At 36.8% G+C, this 26860-nt stretch carries 27 protein-coding genes; 15 read left to right on the forward strand and 12 right to left on the reverse strand.

Features of this window, described 5'->3' with window-relative positions; translation table 11 throughout:
- From QVB70_RS17315 to QVB70_RS17335, 5 genes are all read left to right on the forward strand, one after another.
- Nucleotides 1–852 (forward strand): amidohydrolase (locus QVB70_RS17315; RefSeq protein WP_287588927.1); only part of this gene is annotated, 852 nt, incomplete at its 5' end.
- 134 nt (nucleotides 853–986) lie between these two features.
- Nucleotides 987–1988: a hypothetical protein gene (locus QVB70_RS17320; RefSeq protein WP_287588930.1), complete on the forward strand. Its 1002-nt coding sequence runs from the start codon at nucleotides 987–989 to the stop codon at nucleotides 1986–1988.
- 109 nt (nucleotides 1989–2097) lie between these two features.
- Nucleotides 2098–2796 carry a CPBP family intramembrane glutamic endopeptidase gene (locus tag QVB70_RS17325; RefSeq protein ID WP_287588933.1) on the forward strand — a complete coding sequence of 233 codons (699 nt, stop codon included), beginning with the start codon at nucleotides 2098–2100 and terminating at the stop codon, nucleotides 2794–2796.
- Between the two features lie 384 nt (nucleotides 2797–3180).
- Nucleotides 3181–4179, forward strand: coding sequence for a hypothetical protein (locus tag QVB70_RS17330; protein ID WP_287588935.1), 999 nt, complete (start codon nucleotides 3181–3183; stop codon nucleotides 4177–4179).
- A 182-nt stretch (nucleotides 4180–4361) separates the two neighbouring features.
- On the forward strand, nucleotides 4362–4964 hold the full coding sequence (locus tag QVB70_RS17335; RefSeq protein WP_287588937.1) for a cysteine hydrolase: 603 nt from the start codon (nucleotides 4362–4364) through the stop codon (nucleotides 4962–4964).
- Nucleotides 4965–5034: 70 nt separating this feature from the next.
- On the opposite strand, the gene tsaA is transcribed toward QVB70_RS17335, so the two are convergent.
- From tsaA to QVB70_RS17355, 4 genes are all read right to left on the reverse strand, one after another.
- Nucleotides 5035–5442: a tRNA (N6-threonylcarbamoyladenosine(37)-N6)-methyltransferase TrmO gene (tsaA, locus tag QVB70_RS17340; RefSeq protein ID WP_342766587.1), complete on the reverse strand. Its 408-nt coding sequence runs from the start codon at nucleotides 5440–5442 to the stop codon at nucleotides 5035–5037.
- Nucleotides 5443–5573: 131 nt separating this feature from the next.
- Nucleotides 5574–6047 (reverse strand): roadblock/LC7 domain-containing protein, encoded by a 474-nt coding sequence (locus QVB70_RS17345; protein ID WP_287588941.1) that lies wholly within the window; start codon nucleotides 6045–6047, stop codon nucleotides 5574–5576.
- Between the two features lie 234 nt (nucleotides 6048–6281).
- Nucleotides 6282–7163, reverse strand: a complete 882-nt coding sequence (locus tag QVB70_RS17350; protein WP_287588944.1) for a hypothetical protein — start codon at nucleotides 7161–7163, stop codon at nucleotides 6282–6284.
- A 170-nt stretch (nucleotides 7164–7333) separates the two neighbouring features.
- A complete protein-coding gene (locus tag QVB70_RS17355; RefSeq protein WP_287588946.1) occupies nucleotides 7334–8551 on the reverse strand; it encodes an MFS transporter in 1218 nt (405 codons plus the stop codon).
- 513 nt (nucleotides 8552–9064) lie between these two features.
- On the opposite strand from QVB70_RS17355, the gene QVB70_RS17360 reads away from it, so the two are divergent.
- Nucleotides 9065–10084 (forward strand): M48 family metalloprotease, encoded by a 1020-nt coding sequence (locus QVB70_RS17360; RefSeq protein WP_287588948.1) that lies wholly within the window; start codon nucleotides 9065–9067, stop codon nucleotides 10082–10084.
- Nucleotides 10085–10134: 50 nt separating this feature from the next.
- Here the strand turns inward: QVB70_RS17360 and QVB70_RS17365 are convergent, their stop codons facing one another.
- The 3 genes from QVB70_RS17365 to QVB70_RS17375 all read right to left on the reverse strand — a co-directional run bounded on the left by QVB70_RS17365 (nucleotide 10135) and on the right by QVB70_RS17375 (nucleotide 14093).
- On the reverse strand, nucleotides 10135–11958 hold the full coding sequence (locus tag QVB70_RS17365) for an aldehyde ferredoxin oxidoreductase family protein (protein WP_287588951.1): 1824 nt from the start codon (nucleotides 11956–11958) through the stop codon (nucleotides 10135–10137).
- A gap of 136 nt (nucleotides 11959–12094) precedes the next feature.
- Nucleotides 12095–13549 (reverse strand): DASS family sodium-coupled anion symporter, encoded by a 1455-nt coding sequence (locus QVB70_RS17370; RefSeq protein ID WP_287588953.1) that lies wholly within the window; start codon nucleotides 13547–13549, stop codon nucleotides 12095–12097.
- Nucleotides 13550–13682: 133 nt separating this feature from the next.
- Nucleotides 13683–14093 carry a CBS domain-containing protein gene (locus tag QVB70_RS17375; RefSeq protein WP_287588955.1) on the reverse strand — a complete coding sequence of 137 codons (411 nt, stop codon included), beginning with the start codon at nucleotides 14091–14093 and terminating at the stop codon, nucleotides 13683–13685.
- Nucleotides 14094–14274: 181 nt separating this feature from the next.
- On the opposite strand from QVB70_RS17375, the gene QVB70_RS17380 reads away from it, so the two are divergent.
- From QVB70_RS17380 to QVB70_RS17390, 3 genes are all read left to right on the forward strand, one after another.
- Nucleotides 14275–15915, forward strand: a complete 1641-nt coding sequence (locus tag QVB70_RS17380; protein ID WP_287588957.1) for a VWA domain-containing protein — start codon at nucleotides 14275–14277, stop codon at nucleotides 15913–15915.
- Nucleotides 15916–15954: 39 nt separating this feature from the next.
- Nucleotides 15955–16272: a hypothetical protein gene (locus QVB70_RS17385; RefSeq protein ID WP_287588959.1), complete on the forward strand. Its 318-nt coding sequence runs from the start codon at nucleotides 15955–15957 to the stop codon at nucleotides 16270–16272.
- Nucleotides 16273–17032: 760 nt separating this feature from the next.
- Entirely contained in the window at nucleotides 17033–18250 is a 1218-nt protein-coding gene (locus QVB70_RS17390; protein WP_287588960.1) for a cation:proton antiporter, read from the forward strand.
- A gap of 51 nt (nucleotides 18251–18301) precedes the next feature.
- Here QVB70_RS17390 and QVB70_RS17395 read toward each other — a convergent pair whose 3' ends face one another.
- A complete protein-coding gene (locus QVB70_RS17395; protein ID WP_287588962.1) occupies nucleotides 18302–19609 on the reverse strand; it encodes a cation:proton antiporter in 1308 nt (435 codons plus the stop codon).
- A gap of 294 nt (nucleotides 19610–19903) precedes the next feature.
- Between QVB70_RS17395 and QVB70_RS17400 the strand changes: the two genes are divergently transcribed.
- The 5 genes from QVB70_RS17400 (at nucleotide 19904) to QVB70_RS17420 (ending at nucleotide 23393) form a co-directional block, all read left to right on the forward strand.
- A complete protein-coding gene (locus QVB70_RS17400) occupies nucleotides 19904–20341 on the forward strand; it encodes a hypothetical protein (RefSeq protein WP_287588964.1) in 438 nt (145 codons plus the stop codon).
- 108 nt (nucleotides 20342–20449) lie between these two features.
- Nucleotides 20450–20875 carry a hypothetical protein gene (locus QVB70_RS17405; RefSeq protein ID WP_287588965.1) on the forward strand — a complete coding sequence of 142 codons (426 nt, stop codon included), beginning with the start codon at nucleotides 20450–20452 and terminating at the stop codon, nucleotides 20873–20875.
- 102 nt (nucleotides 20876–20977) lie between these two features.
- Nucleotides 20978–21430: a hypothetical protein gene (locus QVB70_RS17410; RefSeq protein ID WP_287588966.1), complete on the forward strand. Its 453-nt coding sequence runs from the start codon at nucleotides 20978–20980 to the stop codon at nucleotides 21428–21430.
- Between the two features lie 288 nt (nucleotides 21431–21718).
- Nucleotides 21719–22666: a 2-phospho-L-lactate transferase CofD family protein gene (locus QVB70_RS17415; protein WP_287588967.1), complete on the forward strand. Its 948-nt coding sequence runs from the start codon at nucleotides 21719–21721 to the stop codon at nucleotides 22664–22666.
- 259 nt (nucleotides 22667–22925) lie between these two features.
- Nucleotides 22926–23393 carry an Hsp20/alpha crystallin family protein gene (locus tag QVB70_RS17420; protein ID WP_287588968.1) on the forward strand — a complete coding sequence of 156 codons (468 nt, stop codon included), beginning with the start codon at nucleotides 22926–22928 and terminating at the stop codon, nucleotides 23391–23393.
- Between the two features lie 85 nt (nucleotides 23394–23478).
- Here QVB70_RS17420 and QVB70_RS17425 read toward each other — a convergent pair whose 3' ends face one another.
- Nucleotides 23479–24072, reverse strand: a complete 594-nt coding sequence (locus QVB70_RS17425; RefSeq protein WP_287588970.1) for an ATP/GTP-binding protein — start codon at nucleotides 24070–24072, stop codon at nucleotides 23479–23481.
- A 208-nt stretch (nucleotides 24073–24280) separates the two neighbouring features.
- Nucleotides 24281–24841, reverse strand: coding sequence for a hypothetical protein (locus QVB70_RS17430; RefSeq protein WP_287588971.1), 561 nt, complete (start codon nucleotides 24839–24841; stop codon nucleotides 24281–24283).
- 354 nt (nucleotides 24842–25195) lie between these two features.
- Here QVB70_RS17430 and QVB70_RS17435 point away from each other — a divergent pair, with 354 nt between their 5' ends.
- Entirely contained in the window at nucleotides 25196–25771 is a 576-nt protein-coding gene (locus tag QVB70_RS17435; RefSeq protein ID WP_287588972.1) for a cyclic nucleotide-binding/CBS domain-containing protein, read from the forward strand.
- 2 nt (nucleotides 25772–25773) lie between these two features.
- Here QVB70_RS17435 and QVB70_RS17440 read toward each other — a convergent pair whose 3' ends face one another.
- On the reverse strand, nucleotides 25774–26418 hold the full coding sequence (locus tag QVB70_RS17440) for a hypothetical protein (RefSeq protein WP_287588974.1): 645 nt from the start codon (nucleotides 26416–26418) through the stop codon (nucleotides 25774–25776).
- Nucleotides 26411–26779, reverse strand: coding sequence for a hypothetical protein (locus tag QVB70_RS17445; protein WP_287588976.1), 369 nt, complete (start codon nucleotides 26777–26779; stop codon nucleotides 26411–26413). Before QVB70_RS17445 ends, QVB70_RS17440 begins: the two co-directional genes overlap by 8 nt.
- Nucleotides 26780–26860: the final 81 nt, after the last annotated feature.

The raw sequence follows: 26860 nt of genomic DNA on the forward strand, positions 1-26860 counted from the left end.
AACTTGATGATGCCAATGAGCATGCTTGGTTTTTTACGGAAACTTGGTTTTTCAACAGGTTTTGGCAATGATAAACTTCGAATAGGACCAATAAAGATCATAGCTGATGGATCAACATCAGGAAGAACTGCTGCCCTATCTGAACCTTATGAAGATTCACCTGAGAATATCGGCATGATGTATCTTAGTCAGAATGAGTTAAATAGCATAATTCTCACCGCTCATAGCGCAGGATTCCAAGTAGGTGTTCATGCAATCGGAGATAGAGCTATTTCAGCAGTTATCGACGCAATTGAGTTAGCCTTGGAACAATTCCCAAAAACTGATCATCGACATCGAATAGAACATTGTGGAATAAATAGTTCAACCATTGTAACAAGACTAAAGAAACTGGGCATTATACCTGTTCCGCAACCCATATTTCTTTATGGTGAGGGTGAGAGTTACAGGGCAGGCTTGGGCGAAGACAGGGTAAAATGGGCGTATCCCCTAAAGTCGTATATCGAGAGTGGAATCACGACACCTATGAGTTCAGATTGCCCCTGTACTTCTGGATCCGAGTTAATAAGCCCCCTTCTGGGTATTTATGTAGCCATTACTAGGATGACCGATGCCGGTAGAGAAATCGGAGCTGAACAAAAAATTGGAATAAAAGATGCCCTCAAGGCATATACCCTTAATAGTGCTTATGTAACCTTCGAAGAAGGTGTAAAAGGATCCATCGAGCCAGGTAAACTCGCTGACTTTGTTGTCCTATCGGATGATCCTTTTAATGTAAGAGATAATGAAATTAAGGACATATACGTGGAAATGACTATAATAGGTGGCAAGACTGTTTATGAGAAACCATAAAAAGTTTTTATCGTCGTATATCTCACTCTAAGTCCTATTTATTTTGATGGCACGCACAAAGGAAAAGTTTAAAGGCATTAAATTTACATATTTATATTGTAGGTACTTTGTTTTTTCTAATAGAGCTGACTGAAATGTTTAGAGAAGATATACGAAAACGTTCAGAATACGGAGATGAATTCGTTCGATTGTTTATTAAAGATGGTCTTCAAGATCGTCTACTACCTTTTTCAAAAAGTGCCTTAGAACTGTTTACAAAGTATTGCTTTGAAGAATGCAATGACTCAGACCGTCTTAAGTGTATTTTACGCCCCTGCACTGAGATTATTGACGGAAATAATCGCCGGCTTTTAGATCTCTATATTGACTCAGGTATTAAGAAAAATGAGCTCCCTCTTTTCTGTTACAGCCAACGACAACAAATGATAACTAATATTCTTACTGGAAAAGAACGAAGACGAGGAAAAAATATTGACAAGAAGATTTTCTTAGAAGATTTCCTCGATATATTATTTCCAAAAGCAGCAAAACCATTGAAAAGGGCATTACAGAGAAAACAAACGTTCATCAAAACATTCTTAGGAAGACTTGATGAAATGGATGAATTCACGCTATATTCCTCTCAAGACGATTACCTATTATTCTCAAATAACCATGACATTTTTTTTATGGACTTAAATCGAGGAATTGTAACATTAAACCCTGGTGAACACAAAATAAATGAAATGCCCGAATTAACAGGCTTCACTAAGTTTTTTTCTCACAAATATGATCAACAGGCTGAATTAATTGAAAATGGATTTGGATGGAACCATATTCAATTTCAAGTTTATGAATCTAAAGAAGATTTTACTAATGAAGAAAAATCTCGACTTCAAAAATTTCTAATAGAACTCCGTAAAGACGACACAGGCCTCTTTTCCGCATTTTATGTTGCAGATAAGACGATACAGATCAATACAGACGTTTACTATCATAATTATGATCCTGAAGTGTATTTGACTTATAATGACAAAAAATTGCTAGTCAGATCTTTAGAGGAAATATTTTCCTCAATGAAACGCCTTCAGGACGATATTGCACAAAAACTCATTGAAAAATCTGAGGATGTTACTAAGGAAACCTCTTCCGAATAAATTTATATAATAAAGGGTTCATTTTCTTCCAATAGATTTTTCGGAAATTGACAGAATTTATTATTTAATTGTGTTCTAAACAGCTATTAACTATCTTAGAGGTTAAACTATGACCGAACCGATAATAACTTCCATGGGCGACTCAGATACATTTGCTAGAACACTTCTCGCATTAGAAGTTCTCGTGGTTGCCACATTTTTTGGTATCTTTCAAGCATTAATGTTTCAAGAGAGTTTATATCTCATGTTAATTGGAATTGGATTCGGTATCGCTTGTTTCATTTTATTTGGGCGTGCTATTACTCAGATGAGTCTAAAAGAACTTGGATTGGTCAAAACAGCATTAAAAAACAATGTATTTTTCGGAATTCTTATTGGAATAATACTTCATCTAGCTTTTAGCGCATATTATTTCATTGCTTATGAAAAGGTTCTTTTCTTGTTACCTTATCACAATTTTGTTATTATCCCAATTGCATTGCTTGTTGTATTTTCAGAAGAATTGTTTTTTAGAGGATATATGCTTCCGAGACTGGAAGGTGCCTTTAAGTCATATGCGACTGTTTTAGCGGTATTAATCAATTCCATTTTGTTTATGTTCTATCATCAAAACTCAATCTTCAATTTGATTCTTTTTGGTCCTTACTATTCTACGATAGAGACAATGTTAATCAACTTTGCTGGAAGTGTAATCCTTTCTATTATTTTTGTAAAATTCAGGAGCTTAATTTCACCAACATTAGCCCATGCTGTGTTTGATATCCTCTTCTATATTCATTTTACATTTCCGTATTGGCTAATACCTTAACTTTAACGTCCATCGGGATTCTTTCACAAGCAATCGTTTCCTGATAAGAATTTTCAAAAAATTAAATAAAAATGCACAGAAAGAAGTACATATCTTGATTGAGACAAGTATCTGAATAATATATTTTTGTAACTTTCACAAATCTTAAATATCGTTGTATTGTTGGCACTACAGGCCGTAGTAGGTGCGTCTTGTAAGCCAGTCATTTCAACAGCTCCTATTTATTGTGCCCTACTACGGTTTAATTGAATGATTTTATGAAAAGTTTTAATTCAACTAACATCCTATAATGTTTGAGTATTCTGATTTATAAGAAAACGATCTTTCCTAAAAAAGAGGGAAGGGCATTAATTTATAGATATGTAGGAAGGAGTGTATAACGAAATGGATGAAAATGTAGACGTGTGGATAACTCAATCCTTAAATTCTGTGGGTATTATTGCAAATGAATATTTACCTGTAATGGGAGGTCTTCTCGTTCACGTTAAGCGAGAAGGAATAATATGGATACCCCGTTCAAGGGTGGCTGGGATTTTATCTAAGAGTGGTCTTTTAGACACAATTGCGAGGCATGGACAGATCGTTTTTAGTGCAATAGGGTTTATTTTCGCACCAGTTGCGACAGCTTATTCACAGTTTATTCGTCGAGGGCTTAGAATACCTCCAAATATTGTAACCTCATACAGTAAGTCCATCATAGAACGCGTTTTGTTAACACGTCCTACCCTTTACCAAAAAGCAGCTCAGACTCTAAGTGGAGTTAAAGAGAAATTAGTAAGTGTCATCAAAAGAGAGACTGATGAAAAAGAGGAAGAAGAGGTTACTTATTACGCACTCCGGGTCATAGTAACGTTAGAAGAAATTAAGGTAGATGAACTTGCTGAATCAAGTTTCATCTCTAAAATGGAAGACGCAATTATGAGCAAACTAGAAGGCGAAGAGAGTCTTCCTGAAACACTAGAAACATTCGAAACTTCAGAAAAATTTGAACCATCTGTCGAAACCGAGATCACATCTACAGTTAATGAAGAAGATGAAAATACCGGAAAATTAGAAAAACTCTCTAAAGTCAAAGATAAAGCTGTGGAAAAACTAAAAAATGCAGGCTCTATCGCAAAAGAAAAACTCCAAGATACAGGAACTGTTGCAAAAGAGAAATTAGTAGATGTAGGTTCATACATAGGTGACAAAGTAAGTAAAATCGAGATTAAAAAAGTTGTGAGATGGCTTCAGGGTTACCCTCTGTTTCGACTACGCTTAACTGAAAGTGAGACAGAAAAGTTACATAGATTTTTAAAGAGCCTACAAGATGACGGAATTGAAATAAATTCTGCTTTGGAACTTGAAGATGAATTATTAGCAGAATTTGACATAGAAAGTTAATATTTGCAAACAAAAGCCTTGTAATTCAACAATAAGACATCAAAAACATTTTTGCGAGAATCTTAATCTATATATAGATCTTTTACACATAAAGGATTTACACTTTTTAACTCAAGCAATTTTGAGTTAGGAAGAGAAACTTCCGAAATTTTAAATAAAAAAATGAAGGGAGGATGTCTAATATGCCAAAAACAGCGCTAATAATGATAGAATTCCAAAATGACTTTTTGAGTGAAAAGGGTGCACTGGCAGGAGCCGGAATTTGGAAGAGGGCAAAAGATCACAATACAGTAGGAAAAATGAAAAAAGTACTTGAAGCTGCAAGGAAAGCAGGACCGGACAAATGTTTGATAATACATTCACCGATTGGTTTTAGAGAAGGCTACCCAGAACTTGCAAAAACGCATCCGGGTCTACTTAAAGGAGCTGAAGAAGCTGGTGGGTTCAAAAAAGGCGAATGGGGAGCTGAAATCACTGATGAGCTTAAACCACTATCCGACGAGACTGTGCTAGATAAGCGTCGGTTATGCGGTTTCACTGATACGGAACTAGATGGCCTGTTAAAGAATTTGGGCGTTGAAAATCTGATGATAGGCGGTTTTGTAACCAATTGGTGTGTAGAAGCTACTGGTAGATCTGCATATGATAGGGGTTATCACCCAGTTTTTCTGAAAGACTGCATGGACGCTTTCACTGATGAAGAACAAAAGTTTGCTGAAGAAAAGATCTTTCCAGTAATTGGAGAAGTCTTAACATCAGACGAAGCAATGGCGAAGTTTCTATAGTCGAAAATAGAGCCTTCGTCTTTTTTTTTTAATAACTTATATTTTTCTATATCTCTTTTTCTCTACTTTTTCAATCGTCACAAGAAACCTTGTCAAGTTTTGGAATGTAAGGTTTAATATCTATTAAAGGCGTGCCATCTATTGCGTCAATACCTCTTACTGTCAAAACATTCCCCTTACGTTCAATCAACTCTGTAGTGCATATTCCGATAGGATTTGGTCTACCTGGTGATCTTATGGAGAATACGCCTCGCGGAGTTGGACTATCGGGTGTAGGCGTTATTAAAGTGCCTCTGTTTGCTTGATGAAGCCAATATATCAAAATAACGTGCTTACGCTTTTCAATGTCCTTTAATCCTTCAGTAAACTCAGGAAATATTTCAACAGTTCCCAATGTTTGTACAAGTCTTCCTTGTCTAGGTGCATCGCCTTTTGTTTTATAAGGTGACCTGATAATACCAATTGGTTTCAAAATAATCTCCGTTGTCTTCATAATAAATTCTCCTAAAGGTAGGTCTTTTAGTTTTTCTACTATTCTTCCTAACACGCTTAATATCAAATGAATTTTCATAAACTAAAATTAGAATTGAAAAATACCTCTATATATGTTTAAAACTCTTCCAATTCTTTCAATAATTTCAATAGTCGGTCTTCTGCTTGCGTAGATATTTCTTTTTCATCGGCATGAAATTCTCTCAGTGCACGTCCAAGCCGTTTAACATTTTGTTTTATTGTAAAGCGGACAACTCCGATATTAACGGAGGGTTCTGCAATAACACATAGCACAGCTTCCTGATTAATACCTGCTGTAAAAATAACCCCAGTATCAAATTCGGAAACAACCAAATTTAAATTCCCCTCGATCTCAGTATGCTTCCCCTGTGTTTCACTGGCACAAAAAACGGCATTGCCTATGGCACCAAGACCGTCAACATCTACAGGGCGTGCGTCAAATTTTGTTACATGACCCAAAGTTAAACCTGTGCGATCTGTTAGAATCACTGTTCTAATGGCATGGTCAGCTTTAATGAGTCCTGAAAGAACTCGATTTAATGCCTCAGATAGAGCTTTACCATCCCACACTAGAACTGCCTCTCATAATGATGCTATGTGATGCTTATTGATATCCACGATAATAGAGTATTTCAAGGATTCGGTTGTTAAGCTAACTCGAAATCTCTACAATGCATTGTTTATATTGCAGATGCTATTTTTTTAAAAGCTTCTCTACGAAGATTTGTGAATCCATTTTCATATAATAAAAAAAGAGAGAAAGCTGGCACGTATGCGGTGATTCATCTACATATTTTCACTGCATCATGCTTTTTTAATCGGTTTTATATCAACAACGGCACGTGGCACGCCCATTCTCGCGATCTTTCTATTTAGAGCTTTCACATAGCGTCTGTGAAAAGGAAGATAGAAGAATAGAGTCCATACAATGGAATGCGAAGCGGTGCCAACTGCAATTAATATAATTAATGCTACTTGCCCTGCAAATTCTGGATTTGGTGCCGTTGCTAGTTCTATAAAGAATTTCACGAAGCCCAATATGGCAGAACCACCAACGAAGCCTTCAAGTAGTCTTTGTCCAAACCCAGAAGATTTCTCGACCTCAAGATTGCCTTTTACTCGCTGGAAATAGTAAAGTGAATAGTCCCTTAAGATAAAGAGTCCTGGCATGATTAGGCCTAAAATCACTGGGCTAACGAAGAAAATTATTATGTTTATATTAATTAACAACTGTAAAGCTTCTTCCTGAGTGACTTGAGTTATTGCTGGGAGGAAGTCTGCGAATTTAAGTAAATTGATTGCTAGTGAAATAAGGAATAATATAGGAATCCATGGTCTTACAAGACTTTGACGTACATTACCCCAAAAACGAGTCCTTCGTGATAATTCTTCTTCGACCAATTCTTCCTCCTCTTCTTCTTCTAAGATGAAATATCCCTTTTCTAGGCTTTCAAGATCTTTTAGATCAGTATCCGCAAGTCCTGCAACAGTACGTCCTCTAAACCATAACACAAAGCGAATGACACTTGCAGAGCTGTACACCTTACCCATCGCCACCCAGACTACAATGCCCACCAGCGTAGCTACGAGCAGGAGCAGTGCTAAAGCAGGAAGAATTCCGAATACAATGAGTCCGAAAATTAATGCGAGTATTGTAGCTAGGATCTTTGTGATTTCACTTGTCATAGTCCATTACTATCCTTTTTGGTTCTTAGAATCTCCTACGTCACGGTCTTATATGAAGCATTCGGTTATATGATAATAAGTATACGTAGAAGGAAGTAAATATCATAAAGGAAAAAATTAGAAATAAATTTTATTTTTTCGTGCGTTTCATCGAAGATTGCATCAAAAAATCAGCGTTTAAGCGTTTCTTTTATCTTAATCAAAACAACAAAAAAACCTACTGCAGGCAGGATCGACATCAATAGAAACATAACTTGCATGCCTACAATTTGTGCAATTATACCGCCAAGAAGTCCGCCTACAGCACCGCCTCCAAAGATACATGTTGTTAGAAGCCCCATAGCCTCTGCTCGCTGTGTTTCAGGTGTAACGTCAGTTACATAACAGTTGTTGCCGTTCTCAAGGCATGAGAATGTAAATGCCAAAAGAAACTGAGCTGGGATAATCCATAAGAAATTAGGACTTAAAGCATAGAAAATCTCCACCATTGAAGTACCAGCGAGTCCTACAAGAATCATTGGCTTTCGTCCGATTATATCGCACAATTTTCCAGCCAAAGGTTGAAAAAACGCTCCTGCAAGCACAAAATTGATCGCTATTAATATCCCAACCCAAAAATCGCTAGCACCTAGTATAGTACTCAGATACACTGCAAATAAGGTCCATATCCCCCAAAATGAAATATAGCGAATAAAAGTGACGCTAAAAAGAACGTGTAGATTGCCCTGCTTGACATAAGATTCACTAACATTAGTGGGAATGAATTTCCTTTTCAATATACTAAAAACTTGCCTTGGATTTAATGGAACACTTATGACTTTGCTGTCAACACGCCTTAAGAAAATTAAACTAATAATCGCTCCTGATCCTGCCAAGATCGCTGCCAAGACCACACTCATCTGTATCGAGATATATTGTGCAACAAATCCTCCAGAAAATGAACCAATAGCATATCCAAGAGATGTTGAAGCTGTAAGAAAACCGAAAAACTTTCCTCTCTCTCCAGTCGAAGCCAAAGAGCCAACTATCGCTAATACTGCCGGACGGAATGCAGATGCTATAAATCCGAATAACGCCATTAAAAGTACCACAATAATTGGTACTTCGACAATTGACGTAATGAAGAGGACAATAGCACAACCAATTAGACTTGAAGAAAGAAATATCTTCCTTTTTCCGAACGCATCAGAAAGTACTCCCCAAACAACGCTAAATATTGTGGTAGTAATATAATAAAAAGAAATCACTAATCCGGTTACTACAAGACTTGCTCCTAGTCTATTGACATATAACGGTAAAATAACAAGAGGCAAGAACGTAGCAAATGAATACATCAGATTAGTCGTAATTACTGTAGCAAAACCCCTGCGCACTTCATAGATCTCCAATAATTTCACTGTTGGGTATAGGTAGAAATTGCTTGAGGGAGAAAAGAGTACATAGTTGTACTTCTTCAACAGGTATGGAGTGCACTAAAAAAATCAATCCTCAAATACTTTTTCCTTACATTTTCAAATGGTAGGTAAATATTAAATTCAGTTTTAATAACATTGTGAATAACTTTATGAGTATGAACTGTCATTGAACTGCATCTAAACAAAAAATTGTTCAAAGCTTGGCTAGACCGAAAATCTAGCTATACATAACAGATGAAGGGTGAGCAGAGACGGTGGTGGAGAGTTTTAGTTTTATTAAAACTAGTGCCGCCTCTGCTCATGAGTTACCCTATGCGCATATATATGACTATTTTGGTAAAACTCTCCTCTTAGTCTGGTAAAACTCTCCTCTATTTAAAAATAGTGCGCGCAAAATATTTATAATAAGAAGAGCGGATTATAAGTGCATAGTACAAAAAGGAAAATACAACAAGTTTTAACAAAAATTACACAAGGGGAAACAGTATGGGAGTTGCTTTGCTCAGATTGAAGTCATGGTTTTATCTCTTACTACAATTTGGATATGTATTCCTTGTTATTCTTTTTTTAGGGGTTCTTTTTCTAGGAATGACAAATTTACTCGTTTATTTTGTGTTTGGCATAATAATTTTCGTGTTCTTCTATTTGATCTCAAATTATACTATGAAAAGAAGAATTAAAAAGAATGGAATTCATTTAGAAGGAGAGGCACTTACACGTTCTGTGGGAGGCGGCTATACTGGAGGACAGATTTTTGACATGGTCAGCGAAGTATGTACTAAAAGCAATAAGCCTATTCCACGGAATCTATATGTCCTAAGAGACTCAAGTCTTAATGCATTCACTTTCGGTGGAGGCAGAGGGGCATGGCTAGTAGTTCACGAAGGACTTCTGCGAGGATTACGAGAAGATGAAATAAAGGCTGTGATTGCTCATGAAGTTGGTCACATTCGCCACGGCGATGCTCGAATGATGATTGCCCTTATGGCGATTCCTTTTATTGTGGGGCTCATCGCAAGAAGTTTACTTTGGGGAGGTATTTACGGAAGTTACGGCGCTCGTAGGCAACGAGGAGGTGGAGCGGCTGTTGCAATGCTTATTGGTGGAATATTATTAGTGTCGGTATTCTTTCTCCAACTGCTCAGCTTAGCTTTTTCGAGATCTAGAGAATACTTAGCGGATGTTCATGGAGCCCGTGTAGCGGGACCAGAAGCTATGTCTAATGCCTTACTACGTATAAGTAACGGTATTTCAGTAAATGACATTGCTGCACGTCAGAGTTCAAAAATGGCAGATTCGCTTCTCATAAGTCCACGTTACCTTTCCCATGGGCGAGAAGGTAGCTATTGGGCATCTTTTGATGTCGACAGATCGGGGGCTTTGGATACAGAAGAACTTAGAAATGCAGCATCTCGGACAAAAAGAGTCGGTGATGGTGTTCTTTCAACACATCCTGCTATACACAATAGGATTCTAAATATCGCGAAAAATGTCTTAATGACATAAAAATTCGTTTTTTTCTTTTTCTATTTTTAATTAAAAAATAAAAAAGAGGTTTAATCGACAATTTGTAAACGTCGAAGCGTTTCCTGCTTTGGAATTCCGTTTTGATCCCACTCGCGTAGATCATAGTATTCGCTAAGCATCGTGTTGAAGTTTTCTTTTCCAATAACTTTTCCAGCAGCTGGGCCATTAGGCAATGGTTCTTCGAGGATTCTATAAGGTATTTTATCATCCTTTCTAGATACTCCTTGTTGTGTTGCAATATACCTCTCTGTATTGCAAATTCTTTCACCTATCTCGCCTAGATTCCAGCTCTCGGTTCCTGTAATTGCCTTAAGGAGTGCAATGATCATATCTTCGGGAACTGCCCTGCTTCCTATTACGCAGACAATGCAGCTATCTAATATGCTACGGAAGTGTTGCAGTCCTATCACTAAACCTGCCTTTCCGTCTGTGGAAAACCTGTCATACTCACCAGTTAAAACTTCTGCACCGATAGTCCATGATTTCAAATGACACGCCCCCCTAGGCGATGTAGCATACCCCAATGCCATCCCCCAGACTGCGCGTGGGTCGTAGGCTGGAAATTCCAGTCCCTTCACTTGGAGTGCAAAATTCATTGAGTCTTGACCGACTTTTTCAGCGCATGCTCTCGTTCCTTCCGCAAGAACATTACCGAATCCTTCTCTATTAGCCATCATTTCAATAAGCTTTAAAATTGATTCCTCATCGCCCCATTTTAGTTCAGGCAGTTCTGCTTTCCAGTGATCTAAGTAGCCCTTTTCATAGCATTCTAGCGCAAAGCCAGCAGTTACACCGGCAGAAATAGTATCCATTCCATATTCATCACAGAGAATGTTCGCCATAAGAGTTCCATTGAATTCATTCATACCGCAGTTAGTCCCCAAACTCCAGAAACTTTCGTATTCAGGTCCGTCAGCAATTTTTCCTTTATGTTTTCCTTCTTTAATCTCACTTAGTTTGCCACAGACTAGTGTGCACCCATAACAACCTGTATTTTTCGTAACATAATTAGCTACCCATGTTTCAGCGTCAAATTTACCGATGAGATCCATTTGTGCAATTTGCCCATTTTTGCCTGTATAGACGCCGTTTTCGCTCATTGATGCAATAAGTTGAACCGTACCCAATCTATGAAAGTTTTGAGCAGCTGGATTCTCTTTTGTTTCGCGGGTCACATCTTTAATCAAAGCCTTTAATTTATCTTCGTCATGTAATTCTGGTGTTTTTGAGCCTTTTGCAACTATAGCTTTAAGGTTTTTTGAACCAAAAACCGCTCCAAGTCCTCCTCTTCCTGCTGCCCTATGATTGTGTGCTACTACGTCAAACACTGAGGCAACTTCTACTAATTTTTCTCCCGCAGGCCCTATCATTACAGCGCTAGGAAAATTTTCCTTTTCTTCAAGTTTCTTCCGTGTTTCACTTACTTTCAACCCCCATAATTGTGAAGCGTCTTCGAAACGTATTTGATCATCTTGAATTGCTAGATATACTGGCGTCTCTGAAGCACCAGTGAGCATTAAACCATCGTATCCACTTCGTTTTAATTCGACACCGAAGCGTCCACCAGTGTTCGTACAAAGATATATGCCAGTTAACGGACTTTTACTGACAAATTCATACCTTTGACATACTGGTATCATAGGTTTTGTGCCAGTAAATGGCCCTAGCATACAGAAAATGGAATTTTCGGGTGAAAGTGGATCAACGTTTGGTGGAACATTGTCTAACATAAGTCGTGCGCCTAGTCCACGTCCTCCTATATAATGCTTTGCCAGTTTTTCTTCTAACGGAATTTCTTTTATCGCTTTATTTGTGAGATCAATGCTTAAGATTTTTCCCATATAACCTTTCATTCGTGCTCACCTTTCAATTCTAATCATTTCGGTTCTTTTAGAAATCCTCTTCTTTATGTTTGTCGGTTTCTTTTTAATTGTTTGCAAAAGTAAAGTATGAAAAAGTATATTTTAGAATTAAACCACAAATCTTGAATTAAATTGAACTAAAAAGAATAACAACAACTGAAATGACAAGTCCGCCTATTAATGCAACAATCACGCCCGATTTCATCAAATCCTTTCTATCTATTACACCAGTGTTAACAAGCAAGGCATTATTTGGCGTACCAAAAACAGTACAGAGTGCAAGAGATGCTGCTAATCCCACAGCCATAACTGTGACACTTGGATTCAAGCCTAAAAGAAGTGCTATGCTTATGGCAATTGGTGTGCAAATAGCAACAGTTGCAGTATTTGCCAGTACATTGGTTATTAAAATAGTTACAAATGTGATTAAAATAACTACTGCAAAAAGTGGAATCCCAGCTAAAGGTTGGATGAGGAGAGTAGCGATCCAGTTTGCGGTGCCAGACACTAAAAACGCCTTGCCTAAAGCTATGCCTGCGCCTAAGAGCAAATACATACCAAAAGCTCCCAGACGCGCATCGTCCCACTCTAACGCCCCTATGGCAAAAAGTATCACTGCAGCTGCAATACCCACCACTGCGACACTAAGGAGTGTTCGTGGCAGTCCGAAGGCAGCCTCAATCTCTGAACCTATAATCCATAGAATCACCGTAGGTATAAACACACCTAATGTCTTTTTCTCACCATTTGACAAAGGAGGTAGGTTAGAACGCTCTTGACGAATTTCTGAAATATTTATGGAGGGTAGTTTGACAGGAAAAAGTTTTAATAAAACTAGAAGAGTTGCGATCATTATAAGAAGTGCAGATGGAAGTCCAATTTTCATACAATCAATAAATGTAAAGGTTGTAACTTCTTCAATAAATCCTGATGCTAGTGCGTTTGGACCGGTTCCTGTAATTGTTGCCATACCGCCTAAAGCAGTACCGATGCTTGCACCAACAAGCAGTAAAATAGTTAAGTTTTTTTTATCTTGTGGATCTTCTATCTTTTCAACAATTACCAAAATTATTGGAATAAAAATTGCTAGTACTGCAGTATTTGATATCCACATACTCAAAAAGGTAGTTACAAATAAAAGTGCTAGAAGAACGCTTTTAATAGACCCTTTTATATTAGAAAGAATCATTAGAGAAAGACGACGATCTAGACCATGTTTTCTTATTGCTTCAGCAATAATAATCGATGATAATAAAATATAGATTACTGGATGTGCAAAGGAAGCAAATGCTGCAGTTGCACCTTCCTCAAACACTCCATAAGCGACCAATAATACAGGTACTATAAGAGATGTAACGGGAAGAGGTAGTACTTCAAAACTCCACATAAGTGCCGCAAAGAGAAAAATGCCTAAAGTCCATTGTATTTTCTGAGGGATCGGAAGAGGAAAAAATGTAAAGAACATCAATACAATAACTGAAATAATTAATTTCAATTTCTTCTTTTCAGTTTGGAGACGTCCTTTAAGTGCCTCTTGAAAATAACGTCCTGTAATCTTCTTTACGTCATTATTTTCTGTCATATCATTTCAACATTAGGATGTAATTTTTATATTAAAAAAGAAATTTTAAGCTTTAATGCATCAGAAGAACTCAATTAAACAAAACAGTGACAAGAATTAGAGTATGAAATTAAGAATTATGAATGAAGGTGAACTAACCTCGATCTTCTATAATTCTTTTGGCAATTGAATACTTTGTAAGCCGATCAACAGTTTTGCTGCTGAGTACACCAACCAGTTTACCTTCGTCGTTCACAACCACTAATCTATTCACTTTCGATTTCAAGAATTCATCATCAGAAATGTCTAAAGCGTTTTTATTCTCATGGACTGTATTGACTGGCTTCACCATAACGTCACGCGCCAATAACATAGTTGGGTTCTTCCCTTCCGCAATTAGTTTAAAAATAATACCGTCAGTAACGATACCTACTGGTTTTTCATTTTCTAAGACGACAACACTACCCACCCAATTATCTAACATCATTTTAGAAACCATGGGTATACTCTCATCAGGTCTACAGGTTACAACATTGCGCCGTGCTACATCTTTAACTCTCACCATTCGTAGCCTCCTTTTTCACAAAATATACAATTTATTGAATAGACTTCTTAGAGGAAACCGGTTAGGGTTTCTTCTTAAAAAGATTACTATTGAAGTTTCCTCATTGAGAAACTTATTAAGAATCAAGAACTTTTATTAATAATCAGTTAGTTCAATCCTCAGTCAACTGGATGCCAAGAGAATGACATCGACGAAAAAAGAAATCTCAATGGTGAATCTTCTTCCAATTCTTATTGGGATAACACAATCACTTCGTTCTCACCCGGAAATAAAGAAAGCATCTGCAGGACGAGGAACCTTGGCATTTTTCGAACTTTTAAGAAGCTTGGTTGTATTAAACGGACAGCGCGTAACAAAGAACTATATCAAGAAAGCAGCATTGGTCACCTTACCGCATCGTATTGCAGTTAATTCGCTTAGACCTTCTGAGGAAATAGTTGAAGAGATAATTGATCAGGTTTTAGATAACAAAGAGACTTCGATATCAATTTTACCTCCTTCAGAGGTACCTTTAACTCAAAATAGTCAAACAGAAAATAATGCGCTGCTACGTGAACTTATGAAATTCGTAGGGCAGAAAAATAAAAATCAACAACCAAGTTCCGCTCTAAGACCTGTCCTGCGATCACTTCATCCTGATTTTCCTGGGTATTTTACACAACAGACTCATGGTTTTACCATTGAAGATTTAGCAAAACTCCTTCAAATGCCTCGCTCTGAATTGGAAAAACAATATCCCACTCTTTCTAACTTCTTCAGTAAACTAAAGCAACTTTATCAATCACAAACGCCGAGCCAAGAACTTATGAGCTTACTTCATACGTTACCAAATCAACTTGAGCGACTAGGTTTCATAAGAGGAATGAATGAGCATAATTGGCATCCAAGCGCAATTTTTACATTTACTCCTACTGCAATCGACCTAGTTGGCAAAGATTTAGTTGAACAATTATTGGGAGCTGCATTTGGAAAACTAGTTTTAGAAAGCGAAATGGAACAAGTGTCACAAGCGAATCAAACGATTACGGAAGATGTTTCAAAAAATCTTTTCCGAGAACTTCTGGAAGCAATTCAAACTATTATTGACCAAAGAGGTCTTGCATCGCCCCAGTCTCTATTGAATGAATCTAACGTTAAATCACTAATTGAAGAGCGATTAAGGGAAAGACTTCAAGTTGAACCAGACCTGCTAAGGTATGATCACCTTTTGGCAGCTCTTGATGAACTCCAGACACTCTTGGAAAAACTGGAACTAACAGGATATGTCAAATTGAAGGACAAAATTACACTTACCACGAAAGCTTATGCATTACTCTTTGAAGAACTTATTCCAGAAGTAGAGAAAATTGTCTCTAAGAGTCAAGAGGGTCATAGGTCTAAAAAAATCATAAGAAAAATAGGTGAACGATCACTAGATATTAGACCATACAAAAATGGGGATAATTATAGGGATATATCTATTCAAAGGACAATTAAGACCCTCGTACGTCAAGGCAAACAACTTGATGCAATTAAAAGGAAAGATTTCCAGATTTATCAGAAAAACCCTCCAACAAATATGGCTATTGCAGTTGCACTTGATATCAGTTCCAGTATGGGTGAGTTTCAGAAATTGTATTATGCAAGAAAAGCAGCAGTTGGCCTGACATATGCTGCACAACGAAAAGGAGATAAAGTGGGTGTAATAACTTTTTCAGACCAAGCGCGTGTGTTGACACAACTTTCGTTAGATGTCAATTTAATTCTTAACAAAGTGTTTCAACAAAGGGCTGATGGCAATACTAACATTCAAGAGGCTCTTTTACTCTCAAGACATCTGTAGAATCAAGGATGATTAAATGGAATTCATAAGCATATAATAATGCTTTCAGATACAGTTCCAACCACTTATTCCACTCTTAATGAGAATATTGAGGATCATCTTAGGTTTGATCTTCCTGAAAGAAAGCATTATGCATATCAAGCAGCAGTTCATCAAGCAAAATTATGTCGTCGACAGGATATTTCGCTTTCAATAGTATGTATAAGGCGTGGTCACCATGTTGACGAAAAATTTGCAAGAAAACTTGCTTTAGATATCGGTCAAGGATCTCTTTATTTCCTTGAGAATGAATCTAGCCTTCTTAAGGCGACTCTCGATGATTATATGACCATAAGAAATAGATATCTTGCTTCCTGATAGTAAATAATGATTTTAGCAGTTTTTCACTGATTTTCCACACCTTGAGTATATTACTCTTGAAGAAGTTATCCACTATTCTAAGAGGTCACGTGAGCACTTTTCTGAGGCCTCAATGTTTAGTCAACCAGATATAAGATACTCTTAAGGATGATCGATGGATTTAGTTATAAATAGGAGATTTTGTTTATTTTTTGGCATACTCTCGGGGGAAAATAGTATTCCTTGTGAACTACCTCACGCTAAAGCAGTGGTGCTTTCTTGCTTAGCTACTTGTAAAAACTGTGATTGTTTCATTCCTTCTGTGCAAATGCGTTTACTTGCTTCATTTTATGTTAGTCTTCACTAATCTCTTCACTCTATTGGTAGTGACTTAGCTGCAATCTAGTTTTTAAAACTCTACTTCCATATCAAGTTTCAAAATGTAACCAAATTTTTATTAAACACGTCATTACTTAAGTATAACCGCTTAATTAGTTACAGTTTTGATTAGTTAAGCACATCTATAAAATGAGGGATAAGCTTGTGGAAGGTTAATTATATATAATTACCTACCTCATTATTTGATAACGGCGAGAAACCCCTTCCGAAAGGGCGAAGTAGTTCACAATACAAGTTTCTATACACTTATGGCGCAGCTCATAGCCAGACTCTCCTTATCTGATTTTCTTTGGAATAATGTTAAAGAGAGTCCTAGAACGTGTTATATCTCTCTTCTATTACGCAGCAGATCACGTTACAAAGAAGAAGGTGAGTTAAGGTGCAAGTAGAGCGATTTGCAATTCAAATGTTGCTTATAGTGGGTTTAATCATTATTGTTGGCTTTGTGGCTGGTAAGCTTTTCCAAAGACTAAAACTTCCACGAGTGTTAGGCTTCATAGTCTTAGGGCTAATTTTCGGCAGTATTGGAGCCATTCCGCCCTCAGCAATAGAAAGTTTACGTCCTATAGTCGATTTGGCTTTAGGGTTCATCGGTTTCAGGATTGGGAGCGAGCTAGATGTTAAGGAACTATTTAAGACCTCTAAAAAACTCTTTATAATACTCATATGCGAGTCGATAGGCACTTTTGTCCTTGTCTCATTAGTATTCAATTTGGTGTTTGGGCAGTTGTACATTAGCCTAATTTTCGGAGCGATAGCATCTGCAACAGCCCCTGCAGCTACTGTTGAAGTGATCAGAGAGTACTGCGCAAAAGGAGAGTTAACCCAAATCATCCTCTACATCCTTGCCTTAGATGATATTATAGCCGTATTATTATTCAATTTTGTAATAATTTATGCCTCACCACTGGTCGCATGGAGTTTGATTATACTTCTTACCCCTCTAATAGAGATTGTCAGCGCTTTCCTATTAGGAGGCTTATTAGGATACGTCCTTGTAAGGGTGGAAGAATTATTTAAAGATGAAACCGAATGGTTGATACTAACGGTTGCCTCAGTTATACTCTGCACAGGCATGTCTCAATTTTTCGGGTTTTCAAGCATTTTGTCAAATATGGCCGTTGGAATTACTATGGAGAATCTTCATGCTGTAAAAATTAAACAATTCGAGGAAAAAATTGAAATTATTATGTTGCCACTTTTTATTGGGTTTTTCGTTTTAACAGGTGCCAAGTTGAATTTAGCGATTCTTGCTGAGGTTATAGAACTTGCAGCTATTTATGTGGGTGCTAGAACTGCAGGAAAGTTAGTAGGTGCATATGGAGGCACTAAATTTGCAAATGAATCCTCAAAAATCGCTAATAATCTTGGATTTTCACTCCTCTCTCAAGCTGGTGTGGCATTAGGGCTTGCATATCTTGCAAGTACCCAACTGGCGCTGCATGGAAATGTTGCTCTTGGTATGCTCATTTTTAACGTAATTACAGCCTCAGTACTTATAACGGATTTATTTGGCCCTCTTGGTGTTAAATTTTCTCTACATAGCGCTAAGGAAGTTATGTTAGATCAGGAGATGTGGGAAGAGATTGAAACATGAAAGCTATTTTAATCTCACATTGCAAGCGCGGTATGCTCAAGAAGAGTTTCATTAAATTTGGGTTTCTTCTTTTGAGGTCTGGGTTATTTCCTCACCTTGTATAACTGTAGTTTCATTCATTATTTCAGTATCTGACTCCTCACAATCAATATCTTTACTATTCGCTTCACCTGCTCTATTAATCGCATACTTAACCCCTAATGGCCCCATAAACTCCATTATAAGGACCGCTGCCATGATAACATTAAAAATAAGAAGCCCCATAATTGCTTCATTTGGTCCTATTGGCGTTAATTCGGTTATCGCAATATATGCTAATCCTAAAGCAACACCAGCTTGTGCAAGTAGGCCAAAGCCTAGATTTGTTGAGATTTTTGTATCCATTTTTGCTATACGTGCGCCACCGAAACTTCCAAGTATTTTCCCAGCAGTTCTTCCGATTATATAAAGAGCTGCAATGATTCCGACCTCAAGCAGTATACTGAAATTTAGATGGGCCCCAGTAAGCACAAAAAAACTGATGAAAATTGGTACTATTAGGACTTCAAGTTTTTCTTCTATGGGCTTAATAGAACTTCCCTTGAAGTTCGCCATCGTCACTCCCAAGGCCATGTTGGTCAAAATGCTTGAAAATCCAAAGGTTTCAGCTAAACCAGCACACAAAATGACACTACCTAAAGTCAAAATAATCAATTCGATTTCTTCCGTAAACTGCAGTTCTAGATAAGTCAAAATCACTCCTAATCCAACGCCAATAACAACAGCGATACCAATTTCTAATAATGGCTGTAGAATCAGAGTTATAAGCGAAATTACTCCGCTTGCCAAAGAAAATTTTACGTAGCTGAATACAAAGCTGAATAACAATACTGCCAATACATTATCCAACGCCATCACAAAAAGAATCGTCTGAGTCAGGTCGCCTTTTGCACAACATTCTTTGATCACCTCGATTGTTGCAGCGGGAGCTGTCGCAGAGGCTAAAGCCCCAAATATAAGGGCTAGATAAAGATTTGCACTCCAAGCAAAAACCAGTAATGTTACAAGCGCGAACGTGCCCATCGCTTCACACATAAGGATAATGAAGAGTTTTTTTCTTCCTTTGATAACCTTGCTGACATCAAATTCTGTGCCCACGGTGAATCCTATAAACCCTAACGCTAAATCGACGAGTGGTTGTAAATTTTCAAGTATGTCTGCATGTAGGATGAAAAGGACTGATTCCCCAAGAATTAAGCCAATAACAATAAATCCTAAAACCCGTGGAATTCTTATTTTTTGGAAGAGCTTGCCTGCTGTAAAACCTCCAATGATGATTAGACCGCCAAGGAGTAAAATTCTCAAGTCAATCTGTTGCATAATCTTTCTTTCCGTTCTTAATAAGCAGCTAATAAACCGTATCGTTTTCTTACTTAGTCCCGCAAGAAACCGCAGGAGTTCTTGATGCAACCCCTACCCGATAAATGATTACTCTTCTTGATAACTCTTTCGAAGGGTAACTAAAACAAACGTTAAAAATCTATAATAAACATTCATCTATCATCTATCTCCATCTATTTACAAACACGGATGATGTCCCACACTTTTTCAGGTGTATCTTGTGAGCTTTGAAAATGCATAAAAAATAAGAAGTATGGTGCCGTTTCTTACCATATGGTTTCAAAGAAAGTTCATTGTGTCTTAGCTGTTGTTGCAGGTATAATTGCCCTCCTTGCGGGTTTGACAGGATCTATCGGTTTATATGGTCCACTCCTTACGCTTGCGACTGATTATGCCCCTGCTGAATATGCTTCCATACTAGGACTGATTCTTTTAATTTTGACCATCTTCGCTGCTCTTGGAGGCGCCATTGTAATTCTTGGTGGCCTGCTAATTCTAGCAAATCGATTCTTTATAGGACGATTTTGCATTGGTATGGGAATTGGCTTCGAAGCAATGAGCGCAATTTTTGAAGTAGTGTTAGTAGCGATTGGAGGTTCATTTATTACCGCATTAGTGAGTTTTGTTGTTTTATTAACCACATTAACTGGGATTGCATTCATTTGTGCAATAGTTGCACTTGTAGTCCCCATTAGTAAAGAAAAAGTATAATCGTTTTTGACCATACCGCATCACTTTTTACTAAGTTCATGCATGATTTTTTATAGTAAACTTAAAACAGAATAAAAAGAAAAAGTATGGAATTGTTGGAGGTATTTTATGAAATCCAATGTGCCAGGATTCCTCGCAATTATAGCCGGAGTTATCGGAGTAATTGCAGGAATAGTAGGCTCTACTGGTTTTTATGCAACAGTCTTTGCAATAGCTGCCGAGTTAGCTCCAGCATCAGCGGTGATACTTGGCTGGGTTCTAGCGATTTTAGACGTCTTAGCATCTCTTGGAGGCATAACGGTGATCATAGGAGGCGTTTTAATCTTAGCTTACAAGATCGGACTTGGAAAATTCTTGATAGGTCTTGGCATAGGCATGTCTCTTATAGGAATTATCATTAGTATAGTCATAGCTGCCGTTGGTGGCGCTGCAATTGCTGCAATATTCGGCTTGGTTGCCGTAATAATTACGCTAAAAGGTATAGCGATAGTTTTATCGATTATTGCAAGACAATTATGTAGAAAAGTCGAGTAACAGTACTTCCTTTTCCTATTTTTTTACCATTATTCGATTTTACTCTTTAATGCACAGAAATCAAAAATTAGAAAAAGAAAGCGCTGGATAGAGGTTATTGTTATGAAGAGTGTAGTACCGGGATTAATTGCAATTATTGCAGGAATCTTAGCTTTACTTACTAATATATCAGGGCTTGCAGGCTTTGGTACATATGTAATTGTTTTTCAGATTGTTGCAATAATTCTTGTGGCCGTCTTTGGAGGACCTCCCCCACCAATTGTCGTAATTCTTGTAGTAATTGTTTTTTTGATCTTATTTTTCCTTGCCGCTGCTGGAGGTTTCACTGTCATTGTAGGAGGCCTCTTAATTTGGTTATCTAAGCGACTTGTACTTGGAAGATTCTTAATCGGAATAGGCATTGGAGCTGGTTTGATAAGCCTCATATTTTTCCTAATAGTAGCCGCAATTTTAGGAGTTCTTGTTTTGGCGATATTTCTCATGTTATTCTCGCTAAGAGGATTAGCGATTATCTTGTCTATAATTGCCAGAAGATTGTCAAGAAAAGTCAAGTAAGGAAATATTGATTTCTCATTCTTTTTTTCTACAATCTGATTTTTTTCCGAGTTATAGTTGCTTATAAGTTAGGTTTAGTTTCCATATCAGCGATATTTAACTGAAAATGCACAATAGCTCGACTTTCTTTTTACAAAAATGATTAGATGAACCTGAAACCATTAACCTTATATCTGAAAAAAATGGGTTAGAACCACCATTTGAAAGTACAACTATCCTCTTTTAAAATTAGTTAAAAATCGATTTCTATAATTCAGCTGTAAATTGGTCAATGGGAGGCTAATCTTTGTGATAACTCTTCTATATGGAGGCTCGCGGACGGCAAAATTCTTAGAGGGGCTTTTAAGGATTATTGACCAAGAAAATTTTTCAATTATAGCAAATACCCTAAATACAGCAGAGGTTTTTGGCTTAGAAATTCACCCAAATCTCGAATATTTGCTATTTCTCCTGGCCGGAAAGTTAGATATTCGGTATTGGAAAACAATTCTAGGAGATACTTACAGTTTTATGAATTCGTTATCTTATCTAAAGGAAAATGAAGAAAATTTATGGTTTAGGTTTGGAGATACCCTCATTGCGCAGGTTGTCTTTCGTGATTATCTTATGAGTCAAGGAAAGTCTTTTTCAGAAGCTATCGAAATAATCGCACAGAAACTAGACATTACCGCGCAAATTATTCCACTGACAGATGATAAGGCTACATTCAAAGTTGTTACAGATAAGGGGACGTTACCGTTCTTAGAATACCGAAATAAGGAGAATCAGGGTCTTATTAAAGAAGTAAAGAAGATTGAACTTAATGGAATCGATAAAGCAAAAGTGAGCCCTAAAGTAAGTGAAGCTTTGTCTCGCTGTGATACAATAATAATTGGACCTAGTAGTCCTCCAATATATATTGAGCCGATGTTAGCCTTTAATGACATAAAACACGCGTTAGAAACTGCGAGTTGTAATGTTATTGCGATCAGTCCTGCTATAGGTGATGAACCAATGGAGGAACCGATCAAAAGAATTATAGAAGCTTTGGGACACGGGACTTCACTAATTGAAATTGTTGAAAGATATCCAGGGCTTATCGACACGTTAATTATTGATAAATCAGACGAAAAACACAAGGAGCAACTTGAAGAGATGGGCATGGAAGTAATTGTTACATCAGTGAATCTTGGTGACTATGAACATAGAACTCAATTAGCCGAGCTTGTTTCTAAGTTGTTACTTCCTAAGGTTTAATCTAATCGCTATAATATAAAATTCTTCACGTTATTTTTAACTAATTTTTTAAAAATAGATATATTACAATTATTTACTCTATCCATGCGTTTTCATGCACGAAACGTTTTTAATGTAATGTTTATACTATTATTTTGGATAATGAATCTTTTCCTTCTCTAGGAAAATGTCAATTTGTAGGAGAGATTATGAAAATTAGTGATAAAATCATCTTTTCAGATGAAATTATCGCTTAAGGATTTAGGAGGGTATATAGAATATGTCTATTGAAAGAAGACGAAGAAGACGCGATTTAATTCCCAGGGATCCATTTGATATTATCAGACGATTTAGGACGGATTTAGAGGATGTGTTTCAGGATTTTATGGGAGGCTTCGGTCCTGGTTTTTCCGAGATAATGGAATTTCGATCTGCTCCAATCGACATCCAGGAAACTGAAACTGAAATAATCGTTAAGGCAGATATTCCTGGGTTTGAGAAAGAGAATATTGACCTAGAAATAACTGGAGATCGACTAAGAATCAAAGCGGAATCTGAAACAGGAAAAGAAGAGGAAGAAAAAGGTTACCATAGACGAGAAAGATCTAGGAAGTCAGTTTACCGTGAAATTCTTCTTCCAAAGAATACAAAGCCAGAAGAATCGAAGGCATCATACAAGAACGGTGTTTTAAAAGTTATTTTGACTAAAACTGAAGATGCAAAAGGAAAGAAATTGGAAATCGAATAAAAATGTTTGGAACAATCTATTAACTCGTTTTTGGTTCTTTTCCTTTTCCTTTTCCTTTTCCTTTTCCTTTTTACCTTTTCACTGACTAAGCTTGCTTAATTGCTTCATAGTAACGAATTACAATCTCTCTGCAGAGCTGGATGAATGCACGTTTAACATTAAGCCCATCTACTGCTATTGTTTCATAAACTAGGATATCACTGAATCCATTGTCAAAGACGTTGTCAAAGACATTTCGAACCTCATCTTTAGTTACAGTATTTGGCAAATCTCGTTTATTAACCATAATTATAACTGGTGTTTTAGATCCATTTTCTTCATGGATAAGAAAATCTTTTAGCTCATTTACAGACCAAATGTTGTCGTCCCAAAATTCTTTCTGTGCATCCCAGACGAAAATTACCCCATCCACACCTTGGAGAATGACTTTTCTTTGACCCTTATGCCTTTTCTGTCCAGCTACAGTATATACCTGAAACGTAATTTTGCCGACGCCAGCAACTGCTCTATCAAAGAATAAAGTACGCCCTGTCGGATCAGCAATGGATTGTAAATCACCTTTTATCAATTCAGGGTCATTTTTGCTGAGCCAAAAAACAGATGTAGTCTTTCCTCCCATTGAGGGACCCCAATATACAATTTTGAAAACTAGTTTTCCATCAGGAGTTTTGATTGGCATTTTTTTTACGCCTCTTGTTTTCGAAAGAAGACAAAAGCTAGTTTTGATTATCGAATCAAAGTATTGTCCTTACTGTATTTTTTTGGCTCAACTTTTTTATAAAATGTGGGAAAAATGACCGCAGCTCTCTAGAATTCTCTCTCTCCTAACAACTAAGGAGCAAAAAAGCATTTTTGGTAATATATTGAGTTAGAGAATTCTAATTGGTCTAATTCTCAAGTTTTTCTGCGATTATTGTTAACGCATCGATTTTTTTGTACATATCTTTTATCAAAGTATGTAACTCTTTGATTTGTGTCTTGAGTACCTGAATATGTTCAAATGTTTCTTCTGAACGATTGGAGTCTTCAATTGATGTTTTTGATGTAGTTGTAGTTATTGAGGATGATGTTGTTGTTAATTCACTTGCTGGTGGAGTAATAATTTCCTCTACTAATGGCTGTAAAGATATTGGAGGAGTATGTTCTTCAATCTCAATTAGGTCTGACGATTTTTCTACTACCACTGGCGTGGTTGACACTCCACTCAATTCCTCCAATAATTCTCCAACAATTCTACTGAGAATTCTGGGATTCAACTCAAAGCCTTCAGACAGAATAATATCTTCTAGAATTGAATTAACCGTCTTAGCGTCTAAGGAGGGACAAATTTTTTCTATTGCAGGCCATTTTCCTTTAATTAAACTTAGCTTGCCGTTTTTTGATGTGGGGTGTGGATGTAATTGAACAGAATATGACGTGCCAGGCAATTTCCTTGTAGGTACACTCAATCTATTCACCTCTCATTTGAGAGTGTTCTTTATTAGAAGATAGTTCAAAATCATATAATAAAATTGTCATAATTATTGAAGGCATATACGGCTTCTTTGATGGGTTTCAACTTGTTTAAAGTAGTTATTGGCTAAAAACTTCAATGGGTTTATCACTGGCTTAATAATTATGTCTAATGAATGAGTTACGATAACTAAGCAAGAAAGCACCACAGCTTTAGCGTGAGGTAGTTCACAAATATCAATTAACTTCATCATAAACAAAAACTTAAAATAAGCTAAAATAATAGCCATAGGCAACTACAGCCATGAACTGTAATTGTTTTATAATTGCCTTTAAGGAAGTTGGCTTTCATGGAAAAGTATCAAACTATCAAAGTAGGCTCTGTAATGAGTAACGTGTTTTATACAATCGATCCTGGTGCCACAATAGAAGAAGCTGTTTCGCTGTTGAGTGAGAAAGATACTAATTTACTTGTCGTTTGCACTAAAGAAAACTTTCCTGTAGGTATACTCACAGAGCGAGATATTGTTATCCGTGTTATAGGCGGAGATAAAAAACCAAGCGAAACTCTTGCTGAAGACATAATGTCCTCACCGGTACGAACATGCAGTCCTAACACCTCAATTACAGACGCTATGCGTCAAATGACAAAGCAGAAAATAAGACAACTATTAGTAGTCAACGAAGGGATTCTTGTGGGCGTATTTCTTGCCAGGGATGCTCTCGCTGTTGCACCAGAATTAATTGATATGCTTGCAGAATTAGTTTCAGTTCGAGGTGAAGAAAGCAAACCAATTGAAAAGGGCGCATCTGGATATTGCGATGAATGTGAGGAATATTCGGATGATTTGAAACTTATTGATGGTCGTTATTATTGTGAATATTGCAGGGAAGCATTGGAATTAGAGAGAATGGAAGAAGAATAATTCTATTTTCTTAAAACAGATTTAATTTCCCCAAGTGCTTTGGTCATCAAAATTAGCTTAAAAAATAATTCTGTGAAATTACATATCACACTGATTTTATCTTCTCTAATAATCAACATATGTCGAAATACAATCTCTTCGAATCCATTTTTTGCTTTTTTACCGTTTATTGGACTTTCAAGTTTAAAAAGACACCATTCAGCAGAGTTACTGTTATGAGGAATGAATTTTAAGAAGATTCTTCCTTCTGGACTTTCAATAGTGAATTTTCGAAAGAATTTTCTTTGAATTCTAAATCCGAGTGTTTGAACCTCATCTATTATGAATTGATTCATTTCTGGCTCTATATAATTGGAAGTAATAACACCAATCGCTACTCCAATTACAAGTAAGCCAAGTTCAATTGCTGCAAAGGGTTGAATGAAATAAAACGCAGAAGTGTAACTTAGATGTTCTGAACTTCTTCCACCATCAACTAATTCCTTTTGTTGAGCAAAAGTAGGTTGTGCTAGCATGCCAACTTGTCCATAAGTTAATAATATCCCACTAGCAATAGAAATGACAAAAATAAGCGAAAAAGCTACATAAAGAAGGTTTTTGTATCTTTTATAACTCTTTTTTACGCCATCTACTAATTTTTCAGCCATTTTCGTCAGTCCTTAGTGCGTTTTCATACATTTCTCTAATTTTTTTTCCATGTTGTTCTGCAATAGCGATTAATGTCTTAGCTAATGGATGAAGATGGTTAATTCGTAATGAGTGCAATTTTGAAGTTAATTTATCGCTCAGGATTAACTTCTCCTCTGTAAGCCTTTGTAATACACCTCTATATAGACTCTTAGCCTTTCCAGAATACCCGATAAGTTTAGTCAACTGTACACCTGAGACTGCTCTTGGATATATATGAGCTAGACATAACAAGATCTTACGATTCAATTCACTTAGAGATGCAAATCCTATGAGAAGATCGTACATTTCTTTAGTTGTAACAATGCTTTCCTCTGACATAACATATCGCACCCAAAATTGATTAAGTTGGTTGTGTGCCTCATCACACTTTAGTTTTTAGAAAATTATTTAATTCTCTGA

Origin of the sequence: Candidatus Borrarchaeum sp., from assembly GCF_019058535.1 — an archaeon.
Classification (GTDB): Archaea; Asgardarchaeota; Sifarchaeia; order Borrarchaeales; family Borrarchaeaceae; genus Borrarchaeum; species Borrarchaeum weybense.